Genomic DNA, 19,822 nt, shown 5'->3' on the forward strand with positions numbered 1-19,822 from the left:
GCAAATGGAAAAACGTCTACTTAACTCGCCGCAACAGTCTGAGGAAAACGTGTCATTGTTAGCAGAACAAGTCCTAAATCAAGCTCTTAAGGAATACCGAATTGAAAAGCTTCGCGAAAAAATTGATGAAGCTCTCACTAGCCGAAACCAAAAAGAATTCATGCGCCTTACGGATGAATTAAAGAAAATCTCTTAAGCAAAGCAAATAATCTAATGTTAAAAAGGCAGCCTGTTCGAAAGAACGGGGCTGTCTTTTGTTGTTTTAAAGCCCATAATATCCTTCCGAGTTCCCGCCCCAGCCTGTTTCACCAAAGTGTTCCATTTCGTTCCAAAACGAAACACTGAAACAATCCCCAAACACATCAAGCCCTGGTACAAAGGGAATTCCATATTGGCACAATACTTGCAACAAATTTCAATAAGCAAAAATGAAAGAAGAAGCGCAAAGGGGAGGAAGCTATGTTTGAAGAGAAACTGGATTTAAGATTGCCTGGGCCCGTACAGGTTCCGAAAGAAATACAGCGTGCCATGCTGAGAAGTTTCGATCATCCCATGATGGATTACCGGAATCCGTCCTTCCAGGATGTCCTGCAGGAAACCACTGAAAAGTCGAAAATGATATTCCAGACTGAAAACCTGGTAATCCCGCTTACCTCGAGCGGAGCTTCCGCTCTTGAAACAGCCATTATTAACACGGTTGGCCCTAATGATACGATCATCCTTTGCGTAGTCGGCTATTTTGGCGAATATCTTCAGGGGATTACCGACCATATTGGCTGCAAAACCGTCCGTGTTGATGCGGAATGGGGGAATATTGTCGATCCGGATGATGTGAGAAAAGCATTAAAGGAAAACCCTGAAGCAAAGGCGGTTTTTGCAACACACTGTGAAACATCCACTTCTGCCATAAACAATATTAAAGAGATAGCGGCCGCTGTAAAAGAAACGGATGCCATTTTCCTCGTAGATGCAGTCAGTTCGATTGTCGGCACACCTCTATATATGGACGAGTGGGGGATCGATATTGTAGCAACTGGAGGACAGAAAGCGTTAATGCTGCCGCCTGGCCTTGCATTAATCACGTTGAGTGAAAAAGCCTGGAACACTGTGAATAAGCACCAGTGCCCATCCTTTTACTTTGACCTCAAGCTCTATAAAAAAGGATTGGAATCAGGGGCCGGCACACCATATACGCCGAATATATCACTTGTATGCGGGCTTCTTGAAGCCTGCAATATGATAGAAAAAAGCGGAGGAATAGAAGCTGAATACAAAAGGCATGCTGCTCTTCGGGATATGACCAGAGCGGGGGTACGGGCATTAGGACTTGAATTGCTGGTGGATGATTCGGCAGCCAGCCCAACCCTGACAGCTGTAAAATTAAAAAATGCCGATGATTTCAGACGAATGATGAGGGAAGAATTTCATATCGCATTGGGAGGCGGTCTTGGTAAGGTGAAGAATCAGATTCTGCGCCTGGGCCATATGGGTTATACAGATGCTGCTGATATGCTGAAAATGTTTGCTGCGATGGAGCTTGCTTTAAAGAAAAGCGGACACGAAGTGGAGTTGGGTGCAGGAGTTTCCGCAGCTCAGCGGCATTGGCTTGAAAATCCATATTGTTAAATTCCTGATCCTAAGGAGATGTGATCCCGGTGAACATCCTTGAAAAACGACTCGCCGACCTGTCAGACCTGCCTTCAGTTACTCCTGGGGATCAGATCCATTTGACACCAGATTGTGTATTCGTCAGCGGTCAAAGTTCACGTAATGTCATAAAAGCATTTAACAGGCTAGGCTTCAAAAATGTAAAAAATGCAGCCAGAATTCTCTTTTCTCATGGGAAGGCAGAAGATGAGGAAATCCGTCAATTCTGTAAAGAAAAAGGAATAAGAGTAATTGATTGTGATTTGCCCCAGCATTTTCGGGCAGAAAATAAGCCGCTGAATGGAATGGTCTTTGCAGGGATAGAAGAGGACATGAAATGTTTGGGTGTAAGAGGGGCCATTCCCGTCGTCATCTCGCCGGATTCAATGGCGGCTTGCCTGGCAACCGGGTCATTAACTATGTTCATACCTGAATCAGTTTATATTGAGATAAGCGGAGCATTAAGCGGAAAAGTAAACGGTAAAAAGCTTTGCAAATATCTGGTGAATATTTTTGATGACAGTTTAATAGGAAGTGCAGTGATTTTGGGTGGAAAGGTTCTGGAACAGCTGAAAGCAGACGATCTTAAGGAGCTGTCCTATTTTTTTCAGCTTTCCGGCACGGCAATAGGGATTTGTTCACCAGGGGGCCCCTTTGGACAGGTTGAAAGCGTGATAAAAATAAAGTCAGACACTTTTGCCTAAATAATAGACTGACTATTAAGAAAATTTACCGAAATTTTCCTTGGCATCTGGTAAGATTAATTTAATATAATTATAAAACTTGTCCAAGAGAAAAGGAGAATGAGGTGAAGTGATGTCCGAGATTGCCATTCTGACCCCACTTGATGCACTGATACAAGTCTCAATGGAAGCTGCGAAAAAGACAGGAGAAGATGTCGCTGTAAGAAAAGTGAGCTTCCGAAATGCTATTGCAGCTGCCAAAGAATTCGAAAAAGCAGGCACAGAAGTCATTATCAGCAGAGGAACAATGGGATTAAAGCTTATTGAGTCAGACCTTAGCATACCTGTTGTCCAGATCCCTATAACCGGATATGATCTGCTTCGTACGATTAAAGAAGGACAAAAATTGGGACATAAGATTGGAATTGCTGACACCGTGGATGTTCTGCAGGGAATCGAAACGATTGAATCTGTCCTGGACATTTCGATTGAAAAGCATATCGTTGTTGCACCTGAAGAAGCCGAGGCAGCGGTTGAGGCTCTCAGTAAAAAAGAAATAGATGTACTGATCGGCAAAAGTATTTTTACAAACAAAGTCAAAAAAGATTCGATTAAAACGGTGATATTAACGTCTGGAGTGGAATCGGTCATCCAGGCGATTCATGAAGCAAGAAGCCTGATAGATGTGAGGCGCACCGAACTAAAACGCACCAAGGAACTTCAGGCAATTCTTGATTTTATTGCGGATGGTGTAATTGCTGTAGATGAAAAAGGGATTATTACAGTATGCAATCCTTCCGTATACAGCATCTTGAACCTTCCATATGATTCGGTTATCGGTAAGCAGATTGATGATATTCTCGTAAATTCACAAATGAATAAGATTCTTTCGACCGGGAAGGAAGAGCTGAACCGCATCCAGGATGCCAATGGTGTGAAAGTGGTTGCCAATCGAATACCCATAAGGCACGAACAAAAGGTGTTTGGGGCTGTCTGTACGTTTCAGGCGGTTCATAGACTTCAGCAGCAGGAGCAGGAAATCCGAAAGAAGCTTCTTCACCGCGGCCATGTCACGAAATATAGTCTTCATAATATTGTTGGGGAAAGTGAGATGTATCAAAAAGCGATTCTAAAAGTGAAGAAATATTCACAAGTGGATTCTACTATTCTCCTGACGGGTGAAACAGGCGTGGGAAAAGAAGTGTTCGCCCATCTGATCCATAGCTTCAGCAAGCGGTCAGAAGGGCCATTTGTTGCAGTGAACTGTGCGGCTATTCCAGAAAACCTCCTCGAAAGCGAGTTATTCGGCTATGTCGAAGGAGCCTTTACAGGAGCGAAAAAAGGCGGAAAAACAGGATTATTCGAATTGGCTCATCAGGGAACCATTTTCCTCGATGAAATCGGCGAACTGGCTGAATCCCTTCAGGCCCAGCTGCTCAGGGTTCTGCAGGAAGGGGAAGTGATGCGGCTGGGTGATGAAAGGGTCATCCCCATTAATATTCGGGTGGTCGCTGCTTCGAACCGGAACTTTGAAAGAATGGTAGAAGAAGGGAGCTTTAGGGCTGATTTATATTATCGCCTTAATATCCTTGATATCCCAATTCCTTCATTGCGTGAGAGGATACCTGATATTCCTTTATTATGCGATTTCTTCTTGAAAGAATTGGAACCGGGCATCCGGAGAAATAGTACGGGTTTCACTGCTGACGCTATGAGAATTCTCCAAAGCTATGATTGGCCGGGGAATATACGCCAGCTAAGGAACATTGTTGAACGGGCGATGATTCTTTCGCCTGAAAGTATGATAGATGCAGAAACAGTATTATCAGCAGGCGGGAAAGACTTTACTAGACTGCGTGAGCTTAAACAACACAGCAAGGATGAGGAATTTGATTCAGAAACGAAACTTCAAAACTTTGAGAAAGAGTATATTCTGAACGTGCTGAAGCAGGTAAACGGGAATAAAACAGAAGCGGCAAAGATTCTGGGGATCGGCAGGACGACCCTCTGGCGAAAAATTAATAGTTTGTGAGGAGGAGAAAAAATGAATGAAACCATGGCACCGCCTCCGCTGAATGAAAATGTCCTATCCAGATTAAGAAGTATTTTCGGCGAAGACAGGCTTTTAACCAATAGCACTGACATGATGACTTACTCCTATGATGCATCCTTTGAAACACAGCTCCGTCCAAAAAATCCTCAGGCGGCCGTTATTGCGCTTTCAACTGAGGAAGTCAGTGAATGCGTTAAGCTGGCCAACGAATTTAAAATTCCTGTCTACCCGAGGGGAGCAGCCACAGGGCAAACAGGCGGAGCCGTTCCGGTTAAAGGCGGCATTATGCTGGATTTATCGAAAATGAACAGGATACTGGACATCGATCACCGGAATATGCAGGCAGTAATTGAGCCGGGTGTCATCCAAAATGATTTAAATGAGGCATTAAAGCCTTATGGACTAAGGTTTCCTCCAGACCCTGGAAGCGCCAATATGTGCACAGTGGGAGGCATGGTTTCAAACAATTCAAGCGGACTTAGGGCAGTCAAATATGGTGTCACCCGCCATTATGTCCTGGGAATGGAAGTGGTGCTGCCCACTGGTGACATCATTGTGACCGGCGGCGCTAAATCGAAGGCGCTTAAATCGGTATCCGGCTATGACCTCGCCCACTTAATGATCGGTTCGGAAGGCACGCTTGGAATTGTGACGCGTCTGCGCCTCAAACTTTTGCCGCTCCCCGTCACAAGAGGAATCGTCCTTTGCTCTTTTGAGAGATTGGAAGAAGCAGGCGAGGCTGTTAACGCTGTGTTTTCTTCAGGCCTGCAGCCATCTGCCATCGAAATCATGGATTTCAATTGTACAAAGGCTGTAAATATGATGAAGCCGGAGCTGAATCTTCCGCTGAACAATGAAGCAATACTAGTTTTTGAAGTGGATGGAGCCAGGGAGGAAGTTACTTCGCAAGTGAACCGGCTCAAAGCTGTGGTTGAAAAATTTACGAGGTATATAAAATTCAGTGATGAGCCGGAAGAGTGTGAAAAGCTCTGGCAGGCCAGGAAGCTCGTTGGTGCAGCTGTTGGACTTTTGAAGCCGGGCGGTTTCCGGGTATATGGCGGCGAAGACATCTGCGTGCCAATTTCTAAACTACCTGAAACACTGCGGGAGATTCATAATATCGCAGACAGATATGGCATCATCTGCGGGATTTACGGGCATGTCGGCGATGGGAATATGCATACAGGTCCAGTGGTGAATATGAACAACCAGCTGGAAATGGAGAATGTACAGAAAATGATCGATGATATTCATGAGCTCGCAATCAGGATGGAAGGAACCACTACGGCTGAACATGGAGTGGGAATTGTCCGTGCCAAATACATGGATGTTGAGCATGGAGCAGCCATGGAAGTCATGCGGGCTATTAAGAAGACTCTTGATCCGAATAATATTTTAAATCCGGGCAAAATGGCACTGCCTAATTAAGATGGAGGTGAATGAGGATTGAAATTGCTGACGGCGGAAGAGTCCATGAAAACCTGTGTGCGCTGCGGTGCATGCCGCAATGTATGCCCAACTCTGAACATAACAGGCAGGGAAGCAGATGGCCCAAGAGGCAGAGTATTAATGGCCAGAAGTCTGATTGAGGGCAATATTCCTATAAATCAGGAAATCAAAGATCAGCTCGACCGGTGCCTTCTGTGCTCAGCCTGTGTGGATGCCTGCCCAATTGATGTGCAGGTTCCTGATATCGTTATGCTCGCCAAGGAGAGAATTGCAGCCGCGGCTGAAGCTCCGGTTCAAACGGATATAAAAAAACCTGCCTATCCCGAACGTACTTTTAAAGACTACTTTTTTGATCATGTTCTTGCCAATCAAAAAAGGCTTAATACTGTTGGCAATCTTCTATGGTTTTATCAAAAAAGCGGACTTCAGTCTGTAACCAGAGGACTGGGCATCCTGAAATTCTTCCCTGAGCAGATGAGGCAAATGGAAAGAATTACGCCTGCCATCTTGCCGCCTTCTAGGCGGAAACACCATCCCGAGTTTACACCGAGTGCTTATGAAGAAAAGGAACCAAGGGGCAGGGCAGCCTTTTTCCATGGCTGTATTATGGATGTTATGTTCAGAGAAACAAATGATAATTCTATTAAACTTCTCTCTAAAACCGGCTTTGATGTAGTTACACCTAAAGCGCAGGTATGCTGTGGGGCACTGCACCACCATAGCGGAAAAAAAGACAAGGCCATTGAATTAGCCAAAGCGAATATACAGGCTTTTGAAGAAGCAAATGTGGATTATATCATTACCAATGCAGGAGGGTGCGGTGCGGCACTCGCGGAGTATGCGGACTTGTTCAGGGATGATCACCATTGGCTGGAACGGGCAAAAGCATTCTCTGCCAAAATCAAGGATATCAGTGAAATCATTTATGAAAAAGGCGAAATGCCTGCAACTGCCGGCCGGGGTGAACGGGTTACCTATCAGCCTTCATGCCACCTGCAGTATGTGATGAAAGTGAAGGATGCACCAGCTAAATTGGTGAAGCAAATTCCAAACTCAGAATATGTGGATCTTCCTGAAAAGAAATATTGCTGCGGGTCTGCAGGAATTTATAATTTGCTGCAGCCAAAGCTTGCGAATGAAATATTGGATAAGAAAATGTCCAGAGTAAAAGAAACGGAATCTGCTGTTCTGATTACAGCCAATCCGGGATGCTTCCTCCAAATGAAACTGGGGGTTTATCGTGAAGGAATGGAAGATCAGATAGAAACAAAGCATGTTGCCGACTATCTGCTGGAGTCAATTGAAAGGGCAGAATCTGCCGGAAAACAATAAAGGTTTCAAATCGAAACGGAGTAGCGGGCAATTCGTTTCAAAAGAGAACAAGCATGACGATTAAGTCGTATTGGAATGAACTCAGAAATAAATTCAGTAAAAGTCCGAATGTCCCATTAGGTTTGAAACCACTTACGATTTTGGTTCCCCGCAAAAAATATTAATTAAGATTTTTGTTTTTGGCACAAAAATTGCACTGAAGTTTAATGAAGCAATACATAAACATGGAGGTGAATAAACTGACTGAGGAATAAGTCCTTACCAGAGAAAGTAATCTAATTTGTGTTCAAGGGAATAATTATGCATCTAATTTACAGAAATTTAAAAATTTTCTTTATATGGGGGAAAATGAATATGAAATTTAAAAGGATTTCGTTTTTATCTCTTGCCATTGCATTGGTATTCTTTCTCCAGGCATGTAATTCTTCACCTCAAGAAGCAAGCTCGGAAGGAAAAAGCGGAAGCAATTATCCCGAGCGTCAGATTGAAATTATTGTCGGCTTTGGTGCGGGCGGAGGCAGTGACAATTTTGCAAGGGCCATTGCAAAAGAACTGAAAGACATTCTTGGTGTAAACATAAATGTTGTGAATATGCCTGGTGCGGCAGGAATCAATTCCTCTGACCACGTGGCCAGACAGCCAGCTGACGGCTATACCATCTGGTCTGCAACATCCAATCATCCTGTAAATATTGCAGCAGGTGTGGAAAAAAATGATTTGAGCAAATTAATTTCTATTGGGAGGGTCCAAAATGATACCATGACCCTTCAAGTAAAAAGCGATGGAAAATTCAAGGATATAGATGATTTAATCTCACAAGCTAAGGAAAAACCAGGCGAAATCACCATTGGCGGTACGGGTTCAGCAGGCTTTGATGAACTGGTAGTCAAACAGTTTGAAAAAGCCACTGGAACAAAGTTTAATTATATCTCTTTTGAAGGTTCAGGAGAGATGACAGCAGCACTTCTCGGGGGACATATCGATGTCATCGCAGAGGAGCCTGGCCCATCGATTGCCCAGCTGGAAAGCGGAGATATTAAAATGCTGATTGCCTTTACCGAAGAGAAAATGGAAGGCTTTGAGGACGTCCCACTTTCAACTGAAATGGGGATAGATGTAACAGACGGCCAGGGCAGAGGCTTTATGGTCCACGCAGATACACCGCCTGAAATCATTTCAGCTCTTGAAAAAGCCCTTGAAGAAGCGAAGGATCGTCCAGACTATAAAGAGTATGAAAAAGCCAATTATCTGCATCTAAGGGATGGCTGGCTGAACTCAGAAGAATATAATGCAGAATTTGAGAAGCTTATCGACACCTATGGTTCTCTATTAAACGAAATGAAATAACCTCCAGGCCAAAAGGCAGGGTATCTGCCTTTTGATCTTTCTGCAGGTTAATTGATGAATTTTCATAGATTTGCTTGATAGGCTGCTGAAGATTTTGTCGAAGGAAAACTGGTTTTATCTAAACATGAGAACCTTTGTACAGGTTATTGACTGCCATTCTTAATGGCAGATATGATCGCCCTATAAGCTGTATCCAGTATACAGCACACAGTGTACAACAGGAGGACATTCAACTCTTCTGAAAAATGAAGAAGGAGGATAGGCGAAAATGGTGCAGGCACTGAAATTTACGCAGCCGCTTTATCAGCAAATCTATGAAATTATAAAAAGTTCCATATTATCAGGTGAATTGATGCCGGGTGAAAAGCTCAATGTTTCTCACCTGGCGAAAAAATACAATATTAGCCGGACTCCGCTGCGGGAGGCTCTCCGCCAGCTGCAAATAGAAGGACTGCTGATTCAGGATCAGCTGGGGCTGACTATTGTAAGATTGGACGATGCCGATTTTAAGGATCTATACGAAACTCGCATCATGCTTGAGCCTCAAATAATGGGGCTTATTTTGAAAACGATTACAGATGAGAAACTTGATGTCATCGAAAAAATCCTTGAAAGAGCAGAAGATGCCTTTAGAGCAGGAAACCATCTTCATTTACTTGAATTGAATGCAAAGTTTCATGATCGGCTCTTGGAAGCAAGCCCAAACAAGCGGGCAGTACACTTGCTGCAGCAAGTTCGTTCATTTCTTTTGCTTTACCGGGCCAATATATTAAAAAACAACGAGCATAATAGGGAAATTCTGAAGGAACATCGTGAAATTCTTCATGCTCTTAAAGCCCGGGACAACATAGCTGTCTATCAATCTGCAGAAAACCATCTGCGCAATGATCTGGACCGCGGGACTAATATGATCCGCGAATAAAAAAGGGGGCATCTCCACTCGCCAAAATAGAAATGCTCTCCCATCATAGAAAAATCGATTTTATTATAACATGCACAATTTAGAAATCCATAGAAATGAACAGCTGCCGGTCACTTCGGGCTCACTTCCGACACAAATATTCAAATGGGGTGTTCTGGATGGGACCATTACAAGGAATGAAAGTCCTTGATGCATCGCAAATCATGGCGGGCCCGTACTGTACCATGGTCCTTGCTGATCTCGGTGCGGAAGTCATGAAAGTGGAGAAAGTGAACGGCGGAGACGATTCCCGTCAAATGGGGCCTTATGTGAATGGGGAATCCACTTGCTTTTTCCAAATTAACCGAAATAAAAAAAGCATTGCTTTAAATCTTAAAACTCAAGAAGGAAAAGAAGTCTTTTACAAGCTGGCTAAGGAAGCAGATGTGGTGGTGGAGAATTATCGTCCGGGTGTGACCAAATCACTTGGCATTGATTATGAAAGCCTGAAAGAGATTAATCCCGGCTTGGTTTATTGTTCGATATCAGGCTATGGGCAGACCGGCCCATATTCCCATAAAGGCGGATTCGACCTGGTAGCCCAGGGGATGACAGGCCTTATGAGCATGACCGGGGAAAAAGGAATGCGTCCGATGAAATCCGGCATTGCCGTTTATGACATCGGTGCAGGCATAACGGCAGCCTATTCGATTCTGGCAGCTTATATCCATAAAATGAAGACGGGGGAAGGCCAGCATGTGGATATTGCCCTCGCAGAAATCGGTCTTCCATGGTTTACGTGGGAGGCAGGAGCCTATTTTGCAGAAGGAACGATACCGGAGGCAACCGGCTGGCGGCACCGGGTGTCTGCTCCTTATCAGGCTGTAAAAACCAAATCAGGTTATATGATGCTCGGATGTGCCAATCAGAGAACTTGGGAAAGGTTTTGCACAGATGTTGCCGAAAGGCCTGATTGGATAAACGATCCCCGTTATAAAACGAATTTATTGAGAAACCAGCATGTGATTGACCTGGAAGAAGATATTGAAGAAGTACTTATGCAGCAGGATACGAATTATTGGATAGACCGCTGCGAAAAAGCGGGAGTGCCTGCGGGACCAATCAATAACTTTGCAGAGGCTGTTCAGGATCCGCACTATGAAGCGAGAGGCATGATTCAGGAAGTTGAACATCCTGTCATCGGAAAAATGAAAATGATTGGCATTCCCACAAAATTTTCTGAAACTCCTGGTGAGGTGAGAACACCTTCACCACTGTTCGGACAGGACACGATTGATGTTTTAACGGGCCTCGGGTATGACGAAAAGTCCATCCGGAGTTTAACAAAAGCCGGAGCTGTCAGAACTTTGGAAAATGATCCAATCCTGAATAAAAAATAGCAGAAAGGTCGGCGTGATATGTCTAAAAATCTCGAAGCATACAGCGGGGAAAAAACGTGCAGTGAGCCGGTTTATCTTAAGGTTGAAGGGGATATAGCCTATATCTGCTTCAACCGGCCGGAAAAAAGGAACGCACTAAGTTATGACATTTGGTTAAGGATTCCACAGCTTGTTGATGACTGCGAACAAAACCCTAATGTAAAAGTGATTATTTTTAAAGGCACTGGTACAGCTGCCTTCTCGGCAGGAGCAGATATCAGCGAATTCAAATCACTTAGGTATACAGCAGAAGGTGCTGAAAAATATAACAAGGCGACCATGATAGCGGAAAAAGCAATTATGGATGCATCAAAGCCAACGATTGCTATGATAAAGGGTTTTTGTGTTGGAGGCGGTTGCGAGATTGCCGTTGCCTGTGACTTAAGGTTCTCTGATGACAAGGGGAGGTTCGGCATAACTCCGGCCAGGCTTGGATTAGTATACAATACACCAGGGACCAAAAATCTGGCAGATCTGGTCGGGCCGGCAAAAGCCAAGGATATTCTGTATACCGGAAGGCTGATGGATGCAGACGAGGCATACAGAATCGGTCTCATTGACCGGATCTATCCAACAGAGTCCATAAATGAGGAAACTCTCAAATATGCAGAATTAATTTGCCGAAATGCCCAGCTGTCGGTCCGCGGTTCCAAAAAAATCATTCACGAAGTGCTTGCCGGGGCAGTGGAAGATTCCCCTGAGACGGCCCAGATGGTGATTGACTCATTTATTTCAGAGGATTATAGAGAAGGAGTTCACTCATTTTTGGAGAAGCGCAAACCTATTTTTAAGTACTCTTAAAGAAAATCTCAAGGAGGCTCATAGCCTCCACTATAAAATATCAGGGGGATGAGAGATGCAGCTCGAACGAAATCTTTCCATAATCATGGTCGTTTTTTCGTCTTTCTTTCTGGTCATGTCTCTGCAGGTAGAGAATAGGACAGGAAATATCATTTCAGCAGGAACATGGCCGGCAGCTTTAATGATCCTGATGCTGGTTTTATCGGCAGTCTTGCTGGTTCGGACGCTTAATGGGAAAAATAACCAGAATATGCAGGAAAAGGGCGCTGAGGAAACAGGAGATGATGATGAACAGCTTGTGTTCCCCAAAAAGTTTTTCATCCTGTTTGCAGTTCTTGCCATCTATACCTTTATTCTCGGCTATGTAGGTTTCATTATTGCGACCATTCTTGGGATTTTTGCCATGGCGCTTTTGTTTGGGATGAAAAGCTACATTCGGGCTCTTCTGACCGGTATTCTGGCAACTGCCGGCTCTATCGTACTGTTTCCCATATTATTGAACCTGCCATTTCCTCGTGGAACGGGAATATTCTATACACTTAGCTTGCTGTTCTATTAATAGCAAACTCTAAAAAAGAGGTGAACGGAATGATTGAAGGACTTATAGGCGGTTTTGGCAACCTTTTTCAGCCTTTTCATTTTTTTATTCTTATGGTCGGCGTCCTGCTAGGTTTCATTGGAGGAGGAATCCCGGGCATCAGTGGGACCATGCTGGTCATCATTCTTCTTCCCGTCAGTTATGCGATGGATCCTGCCGCGGCATTCCTGCTGCTGACCTCCATTTATGCCACGTCCGTTTTTTCAGGGTCCATAAGCGCTATTCTGTTTAGAACCCCAGGCACTCCGGAAGCGGTGGCAACTGTTTTCGACGGTTATCCCATGGCAAAGAAGGGAGAAGGGGAAAAGCCCTCGGCATTTCCATCTTCAGTTCCGCTACAGGGGGTGTTTTTGGAACGCTGGTCTTAATCTTTTTAACTCCTCTTCTTGCTTCTTTTGCTCTCAGATTTTCGTCGCCGGAATATTTTGCGTTAGCGCTTATGGGACTTACTGTTGTAGCTTCTCTGAGTGCAGGGAATCTTGTTAAGGGTTTCATCGGTGTTTCTTTTGGTTTATTTATTGCCACAATTGGCATCGATACAATGACTGGTGTTCCCAGGTTTACATTTGGCTCTGGACAGCTGATGTCAGGCATCGACTTTATTCCTGTTCTGATAGGTTTATTCGCGATTTCAGAGGTGCTGCGCCGTGTCCAGCAGGTCCACAAAGTAAATACCAAGCAAAAGGTAAGATCTGAACTGCCTGACTGGAATGTCATGAAGCGAATTTCCGGCGTTATTGGCCGTTCATCGCTACTGGGAGTTTTTATTGGCATCCTTCCAGGAATTGGAGCAACGACTGCTGCAATGCTCAGCTACAGTGAAGCAGCCAGGTGGTCAAAAAGATCAAAAGAATTTGGAACTGGAATTCCAGAAGGAGTAGCTGCACCTGAATCTGCTAATAATGCAGCAGCAATGGGTGCGATGGTTCCATTGCTATCCCTGGGAATTCCGGGAAGCGCCACAACTGCGATTTTGCTCGGTGCTTTTATCCTGCATGGAATCCAGCCGGGGCCTTTGATGTTTACCACACAGGGATCGCTCATTTATACCATACTGATGGGACTTCTGGTTGCCAATTTGATGATATTGCTTATTGCCAAACCGTTTATTTCGGTTTTCTCTAAAATTTTGCAAGTGCCCTACACAATCATTGGACCACTCATCGTTCTCTTTTGTATTGTTGGCACATTCGCAGTAAGGAATTCGATTTTTGACGTAGCTATGATGCTGGTATTCGGAATTATTGGCTACTATCTGGAAAACGCTAAATTTCCGCTGGCGCCTATCGTGCTTGGCGTTGTGCTCGGTCCTATTGCAGAAGATCAGTTCAGAAGGGCTATGCAGATGTCCAACAATGATATTTCCATCTTCTTCACAAGGCCGATTGCCTTAACTTTCATTGTCTTGTCCATTATCAGTATATTGTATCCATTCATTAATAAGTGGATCAAGAAGCGTAAAAACAATACAAGCGGTACAGATCAAACTGTAGCTTCTTAAGAAGGAGATGTTCCGGAAATGATCTTTGATTTCGAAGGACAGAAGCCAGCCGTGCATGAATCTGTCTATTTGGCACCAAATACTTATATCATTGGCAATGTAAAACTGGAGGCGGATGTATCAATCTGGTTCAATTCTGTCCTTCGCGGTGACAATGATTTCATTAAAATCGGAAAAGGCACCAATGTACAGGAGGGAACGATGATTCATGTGGATGAAGGCTACCCGGTTACCATTGGACAAAATGTCACTATTGGCCATAATTGTGTGATCCACGGCTGCACTATTGAAGACGGTGCCCTGATCGGCATGGGTGCAATCATCCTGAATGGTGCTCATATAAAGGCAGGTGCCGTGATTGCGGCTGGAGCAGTCGTCGGTGAAAATAAAATAATTGAGAGTAATATGCTTGCAGCCGGTGTTCCGGCAAGAACGTTAAAGCCGGTAAAGGAGGAACTTCAGGACCGTATCCTTGCAGGAGCAGAATTTTATCGTAAGAATGCTGTGAAATTCCGCCGTGCCGGAATCCTCTCCGAACAGCAAAAACTAGATTATTAGAAAAAGAATGAGCTAAAGACAAAGGATTTCCGGCAGTTTCCGGGGAAGTCTATATTGTCTCTAGCTCTATTTATATTCAAGGATAGAAGGAAGGTACAAAAATGAATCACGGGGAATCAAGAAATATTATTTCACTGGATAAGGTCAGCTGGAAAAGAAATGGGAAGCAGATACTGGACAATGTTTCATGGAAGGTCAGTGAAGGAGAGCATTGGGCCCTTTTAGGATTAAATGGATCAGGAAAAACTACGATCCTGCAATTGATTACCGGCTACCTCTGGCCAAATGGCGGGCAGGTGTCCGTTCTAGGAAACCTTTATGGGAAGACCAATATCCCGGAGCTTCGAAAATCCATTGGCTGGGTAAGTACCTCGCTTGACGATAAGTTTCAATTTCGGCCATCCGAATCCGCCCTTGAAATTGTTCTGAGCGGAAAATTTGCATCAATCGGTCTCTATCAGGAAATAACGCAGCAGGACCTGGATAAAGCAAAGGACTTAATGCATCAGTTCAATATTAGCCATGTACAGGATCAGACTCTCACATCCCTCTCACAGGGGAGAAACGAAAAGCGATGATTGCAAGAGCCCTGATGGCATCACCTAAGCTGCTGATTCTCGATGAACCATGCAATGGGCTGGATATCTATTCGAAGGAAGAATTGCTGGGATCTATTGAAAAAATGGCTGCACAGCCTGGTGGCCCCACGATTCTTTACGTGACCCATCATATCGAGGAAATTGTTCCGTCCATCACCCACACCATGCTTCTGAAGGAGGGGAAGGTCATCGCACAAGGGAGTAAGTGTCATACACTGACCGATCTGCTGCTTGAAGAGACATTTCGTGTACCAATCTCGGTAGAATGGGAAAACGGCCGTCCCTGGGTACGTGTAAAATCTTCGTCCAGGCTGGTGCAGAGCCAATCATAATGGCAAATGATTGATTTTTGGCCAATTGTCCTTCATTATATTAAGATATCTTATACATACAAAATGGAGGAATGAAATTGGTTCGTTTCGGTATAGTAGGCACAAACTGGATTACAGAAAGATTTTTAAAAGCGGCACTGCAGGCTGAAGATTTTCAGCTGGCAGCTGTTTATTCCCGCACGGAGGAAAAAGCAAAAGAATTTGCAGGAAAATATGGTGTGGAGAGGACGTTTACTGGTTTACAGACGATGGCAGCAAGCGGCGAAATCGATGCTGTTTATATTGCAAGCCCGAATTCCCTGCACGCAGAGCAGGCTATTCTTTTTATGAAACACAAGGTTCATGTTTTATGCGAAAAGCCGATTGCCTCGAATGCTAAGGAATTGCAGACGATGATCGCAGCAGCAAGGGAAAACAACGTTCTTCTTATGGAAGCATTAAAGTCTACCTTAATGCCTAACTTTTTGGCCGTAAAAGAAAACCTTCATAAAATCGGACAGGTTCGCAGGTATTTTGCAACCTTTTGTCAATACTCTTCCCGCTATGATGCCTACAGGCAGGGAACAGTGCTGAATGCATTTAATCCCGAATTTTCGAACGGTTCATTAATGGACATCGGAATTTACTGCATTTATCCGCTTGTGACTTTATTCGGCAAACCGGAGGAAATTAAAGCTGCAGGCTATAAACTGGACTCCGGGGTCGATGGGGAAGGAAGCATGGTCCTTAAATATCCCGGCATGGATGCGGTGATCATGTTCAGCAAAGTCACCAATTCAAGCCTCCCGTCAGAAATCCAGGGAGAAGAAGGCAATATTGTGATCGATAAAATAAGTGGACCTGAAAAAGTGGATTTGCATTACCGCAGTGGAGAAAAAGAAGATCTCACACAGGATCAATTAAGCGATTCGATGTATTACGAAGCGGTAGAATTCATAAAACTGATTCAGGCGGGCAAAACCGAATCTGAAGTGAACTCATTTGCAAACTCCATGACAACGATGGAAATTTTGGATGAAGCCCGCAGGCAAATGGGTGTGATTTATCCAGCTGACCAAAAATAAGGGTGAAGGATCGGACAATTACTGTTCGGTCCTTTTTAGTGCTTTTTACACTTATAAAATAGGTATTTGAAAGACACCACTTATTCGGAAAGTGGTAAAACAAGCTGTTACAATACACGGTTTTCAGTGAAGAAAAGCCCATTTATCAGATTTTTATAATTTTCTTTAAATAACTTGTTGACAATTCCTATGGGTATGGTAGGATTAATCTCAACATCACAAATTCAAACTAAAAAACGTATCCTTTCCTCAACAAAAAAAGGAGGCGAGCCTCACTGAAACAGACAGACTGGGAAGAGTTATCTGTTCATTTAAAGCAGATGCTTCAGAGCATTAAATTCGGATCGATCACACTGGTCGTCCAGGATGGCAAGGTCATACAACTTGAGAAGAACGAAAAGGTTCGTCTTCAACCAAATAAGCGCGCTGACTAGACAAACTAGAGGCGGTTTTTCCAACTGAAGTATTTTCTTCAGTCGGGAAGACTGCCTTTTTTCATTTTAAAAGATTTCTAGAACATGAAAGGAGTACTGCAAGATGAGCACTGCAGTAACATATGAAAATTGGAATCAAATCTCAGATGCATTCCCTATTGATGACAAATTAAAAGGCGCAGGCACTGTATTGAAATGGGCTTATGAAAATTATCCTGAAGATAAAATTGTCTATGCATCGAGCTTCGGAGCGGAAGCCATCGTGCTGATTGACCTCATTCAGGAAATTAAGCCAGATGCCCATATTGTATTTCTGGACACCGGGCTTCATTTTCCGGAAACATATGAAGTGATTGATAGAATTGAAGCCCGCTTTCCAAGCCTCAGGATCGAGCGGAAAGAGCCCAAGCTGACACTGGACCAGCAGGCTGCAGAATTCGGTTCAGCACTTTGGAAAAGGGAGGCGAATTCATGCTGCCAGATCCGCAAAGTGATTCCATTAAGAGAAGCGTTAACACCAAAGCAGGCCTGGATCTCCGGCCTTAGAAGGGAGCAGTCGCCAACAAGAGCGAATACTCAATTCCTAAACCGGGATGAAAAATTCAAGAATATCAAGATCTGCCCGCTGATTCACTGGACATGGGATGAAGTTTGGGCCTACATCAGGGAAAAAGACCTGCCCTACAACACTCTGCATGACCATGGCTATCCAAGCATCGGCTGCTTTCCCTGTACACAGGCAGTCGATGAAAATGGCGATTCCCGTGCGGGCCGATGGTCTGGCACAGGCAAAACTGAATGCGGCCTTCATACGAGCTAAAAGGAGGGTGATACCATGCTTACGATCATAGCGGTCACAGTCGGTTTATTTTTCGCCATGAATATCGGGGCAAGCGGAGCAGCAGCATCCATGGGGATCGCGTATGGTTCAGGTGTCCTGAAAAACCGCATGTTAGCTCTTATTCTTTGCGGCTTGGCCGTTTTCTTTGGAGCATGGCTTGGCGGGGGTGAAGTGGTAAAGACGATGGGAAGCGGGATTGTTCCTAAAGAGACCTTCACAGTTGCCATTGCGCTGATTGTGATTGCATCTGCCGCCCTTTCACTGTTTCTTGCCAATGTTTTCGGGATTCCGCTGTCAACCAGCGAGGTGACGGTTGGCTCCGTCATCGGTGCCGGCATCGTCTACCAATCCGTATTTGCCGGAAAGCTTGCCTGGATCGTCACATTCTGGCTGCTTACTCCATTTGCCGCTTTTTTAATAGCCATAGCGGCAGCTGCTTTTTTAAAGAGAAACTTTATACAGAACCTGATTAAAAAGCCAAAAGCAACTCCGATTTTAGCCATACTCGTCATTTTTATGGGTGTGTTTGAAGCATTCTCGGCAGGCATGAATAATGTTGCCAATGCAGTCGGTCCGCTTGTTGGTGCAGGCATTATGAGCACTGGCAGCGGAATCTTCTGGGGCGGCCTGTTTGTCGCTTTAGGAGCCGTTCTGCTGGGAAAAAAAGTTCTCGAAACGAATGGCAAAAAGATCACCAAAATCTGTCTTGAAGAAGGCTGTATCATTTCAGGAACAGGAGCCGGTATTGTTACGATTGCTTCCGTTTTTGGAATCCCTGTCCCTTTAACGCAAATCACCACTTCCTCCATCATCGGAATAGGATTTGTGAAGCAGGGACGGTCAGTCTTCAAGAAGGACATTGTCGTGCAGCTATTAGTCGTATGGGTCGTCTCACCCGTATTATCAATGGTTCTGTCCTATACGCTCATCCAGCTGCTCATTGAACAAAATGTATATCCGGTGATTGCAATGGCCGGTGTCCTTATCTCCGTTTCTGGAGTGAAATTCTTAATGAATCAGGCACCAGCCAGTGTAAGGCCGATAACTGAAAAAAGTAAATCTGAAAAAGAAAGGTTGATGAAAAATGGCTCTGCCGAAACCACATGGAGGAAAATTAATTCAAAGCTACAATCCTAATTATGACCTGACAGGAATTGAAAAAGAAATCTTAATAGATGCCATCGCACTGAGTGATCTGGAACTAATAGGTGTTGGCTTATTCAGTCCTCTTACAGGTTTCCTTGGAAAAGCAGACTATGAATCTGTTGTTGAAAAAATGAGACTGGCAGACGGAACGATTTGGTCCATTCCGGTTACACTCCCTGTTCAAGCGGAAAAAGCCAAAGAGCTTGCAGCCGGTGAAAAGTTTAAGCTGGTTCACGAAGGTGAAGTATACGGAGTCATCACGGTATCAGAATGGTATGAGCCGGACCTGAGCAAAGAGGCGCGTGAAGTCTACAAAACGGAGGAGCAGGCACATCCCGGTGTAAAAAGGCTTTTTGAACGCGGTCCGGTTTATGCTGCCGGAGAGGTTACGCTGATTAAAAAACCCGGCAAAGGTGTAGCAGAGGATGTATGGTTCGAGCCTAAAGAAACAAGGGCACTGTTTGAAGAAAAAGGCTGGAAAACAGTGGTTGGCTTCCAGACAAGAAACCCTGTGCACAGAGCACACGAATACATTCAAAAAGCTGCGCTGGAAACGGTGGATGGACTGTTTTTGAATCCGCTTGTCGGCGAAACAAAATCAGATGATATTCCTGCAGATGTCCGTCTTAGGAGCTACCGGGTTCTTCTGGAAAATTACTATCCAAAAGAGCGCACACAGCTGGCAGTCTATCCGGCAGCCATGAGATATGCGGGACCGCGAGAAGCGATCTTCCATGCCATTGCAAGGAAAAACTTCGGCTGCACACACTTCATCGTCGGAAGAGACCATGCCGGAGTCGGCAATTATTACGGCACATATGACGCGCAGCACATTTTCGGCAACTTTACAGAAGAAGAGCTTGGCATCAAGCCGCTGTTCTTTGAACACAGCTTTTACTGCAATAAGTGCGAAGGAATGGCATCTGATAAAACCTGCCCGCACAGCAAAGAAGACCGTGTCATTCTGTCCGGCACCAAGGTAAGGGAAATGCTTCGGAACGGGGAGCTGCCGCCATCCACTTTCAGCCGCAAAGAGGTTGTCGAAGTGTTAATAGAAGGCATGAGAGAAATAGAAACGGTATAAGGGGAGCGGAAAC

At 44.5% G+C, this 19,822-nt stretch carries 17 protein-coding genes and 2 pseudogenes; all 19 read left to right on the forward strand.

All coding sequences use genetic code 11. The annotated features are described in order from the left end of the window. The first annotated feature begins 4 nt into the window (after positions 1–4). Positions 5–196 (forward strand): IDEAL domain-containing protein, encoded by a 192-nt coding sequence (locus LLY41_RS11720; protein WP_048011255.1) that lies wholly within the window; start codon positions 5–7, stop codon positions 194–196. Between the two features lie 263 nt (positions 197–459). Next, a complete protein-coding gene (locus LLY41_RS11725) occupies positions 460–1,626 on the forward strand; it encodes a pyridoxal-phosphate-dependent aminotransferase family protein (RefSeq protein ID WP_095242994.1) in 1,167 nt (388 codons plus the stop codon). A 29-nt stretch (positions 1,627–1,655) separates the two neighbouring features. Beyond that, entirely contained in the window at positions 1,656–2,351 is a 696-nt protein-coding gene (locus tag LLY41_RS11730; RefSeq protein WP_095242993.1) for a hypothetical protein, read from the forward strand. 112 nt (positions 2,352–2,463) lie between these two features. Continuing rightward, positions 2,464–4,362, forward strand: a complete 1,899-nt coding sequence (locus LLY41_RS11735; protein WP_304585443.1) for a sigma 54-interacting transcriptional regulator — start codon at positions 2,464–2,466, stop codon at positions 4,360–4,362. A 12-nt stretch (positions 4,363–4,374) separates the two neighbouring features. Continuing rightward, on the forward strand, positions 4,375–5,811 hold the full coding sequence (locus LLY41_RS11740) for an FAD-binding oxidoreductase (protein ID WP_095242991.1): 1,437 nt from the start codon (positions 4,375–4,377) through the stop codon (positions 5,809–5,811). 18 nt (positions 5,812–5,829) lie between these two features. Continuing rightward, positions 5,830–7,164 carry a (Fe-S)-binding protein gene (locus tag LLY41_RS11745; protein ID WP_095242990.1) on the forward strand — a complete coding sequence of 445 codons (1,335 nt, stop codon included), beginning with the start codon at positions 5,830–5,832 and terminating at the stop codon, positions 7,162–7,164. 354 nt (positions 7,165–7,518) lie between these two features. Beyond that, entirely contained in the window at positions 7,519–8,511 is a 993-nt protein-coding gene (locus LLY41_RS11750; RefSeq protein ID WP_095243004.1) for a tripartite tricarboxylate transporter substrate binding protein, read from the forward strand. 268 nt (positions 8,512–8,779) lie between these two features. After that, a complete protein-coding gene (locus tag LLY41_RS11755) occupies positions 8,780–9,433 on the forward strand; it encodes a GntR family transcriptional regulator (RefSeq protein WP_095242989.1) in 654 nt (217 codons plus the stop codon). 158 nt (positions 9,434–9,591) lie between these two features. Further along, positions 9,592–10,812, forward strand: coding sequence for a CaiB/BaiF CoA transferase family protein (locus tag LLY41_RS11760; RefSeq protein ID WP_095242988.1), 1,221 nt, complete (start codon positions 9,592–9,594; stop codon positions 10,810–10,812). A gap of 18 nt (positions 10,813–10,830) precedes the next feature. Then, a complete protein-coding gene (locus tag LLY41_RS11765; RefSeq protein WP_095242987.1) occupies positions 10,831–11,652 on the forward strand; it encodes an enoyl-CoA hydratase-related protein in 822 nt (273 codons plus the stop codon). Positions 11,653–11,707: 55 nt separating this feature from the next. Further along, positions 11,708–12,211: a tripartite tricarboxylate transporter TctB family protein gene (locus LLY41_RS11770; RefSeq protein ID WP_095242986.1), complete on the forward strand. Its 504-nt coding sequence runs from the start codon at positions 11,708–11,710 to the stop codon at positions 12,209–12,211. A gap of 92 nt (positions 12,212–12,303) precedes the next feature. Further along, positions 12,304–13,751 (forward strand): annotated as a pseudogene (locus LLY41_RS11775) (tripartite tricarboxylate transporter permease). A gap of 18 nt (positions 13,752–13,769) precedes the next feature. After that, positions 13,770–14,309, forward strand: a complete 540-nt coding sequence (locus tag LLY41_RS11780; RefSeq protein WP_304585444.1) for a gamma carbonic anhydrase family protein — start codon at positions 13,770–13,772, stop codon at positions 14,307–14,309. A gap of 101 nt (positions 14,310–14,410) precedes the next feature. Beyond that, positions 14,411–15,240 (forward strand): annotated as a pseudogene (locus LLY41_RS11785) (ABC transporter ATP-binding protein). 77 nt (positions 15,241–15,317) lie between these two features. Next, on the forward strand, positions 15,318–16,304 hold the full coding sequence (locus LLY41_RS11790; RefSeq protein ID WP_304588034.1) for a Gfo/Idh/MocA family protein: 987 nt from the start codon (positions 15,318–15,320) through the stop codon (positions 16,302–16,304). A gap of 320 nt (positions 16,305–16,624) precedes the next feature. Beyond that, positions 16,625–16,738, forward strand: coding sequence for a YezD family protein (locus LLY41_RS11795; RefSeq protein WP_064503412.1), 114 nt, complete (start codon positions 16,625–16,627; stop codon positions 16,736–16,738). A gap of 103 nt (positions 16,739–16,841) precedes the next feature. After that, positions 16,842–17,558, forward strand: coding sequence for a phosphoadenylyl-sulfate reductase (locus LLY41_RS11800; RefSeq protein ID WP_304585445.1), 717 nt, complete (start codon positions 16,842–16,844; stop codon positions 17,556–17,558). Positions 17,559–17,573: 15 nt separating this feature from the next. Further along, positions 17,574–18,716: a sulfate permease gene (locus LLY41_RS11805; protein ID WP_304585446.1), complete on the forward strand. Its 1,143-nt coding sequence runs from the start codon at positions 17,574–17,576 to the stop codon at positions 18,714–18,716. Further along, on the forward strand, positions 18,664–19,809 hold the full coding sequence (gene sat / locus LLY41_RS11810) for a sulfate adenylyltransferase (RefSeq protein WP_304585447.1): 1,146 nt from the start codon (positions 18,664–18,666) through the stop codon (positions 19,807–19,809). Before LLY41_RS11805 ends, sat begins: the two co-directional genes overlap by 53 nt. The last annotated feature ends 13 nt before the right edge of the window (positions 19,810–19,822 follow it).

This window comes from Cytobacillus firmus (assembly GCF_023612095.1).
Lineage (GTDB): Bacteria > Bacillota > Bacilli > Bacillales > Cytobacillaceae > Cytobacillus.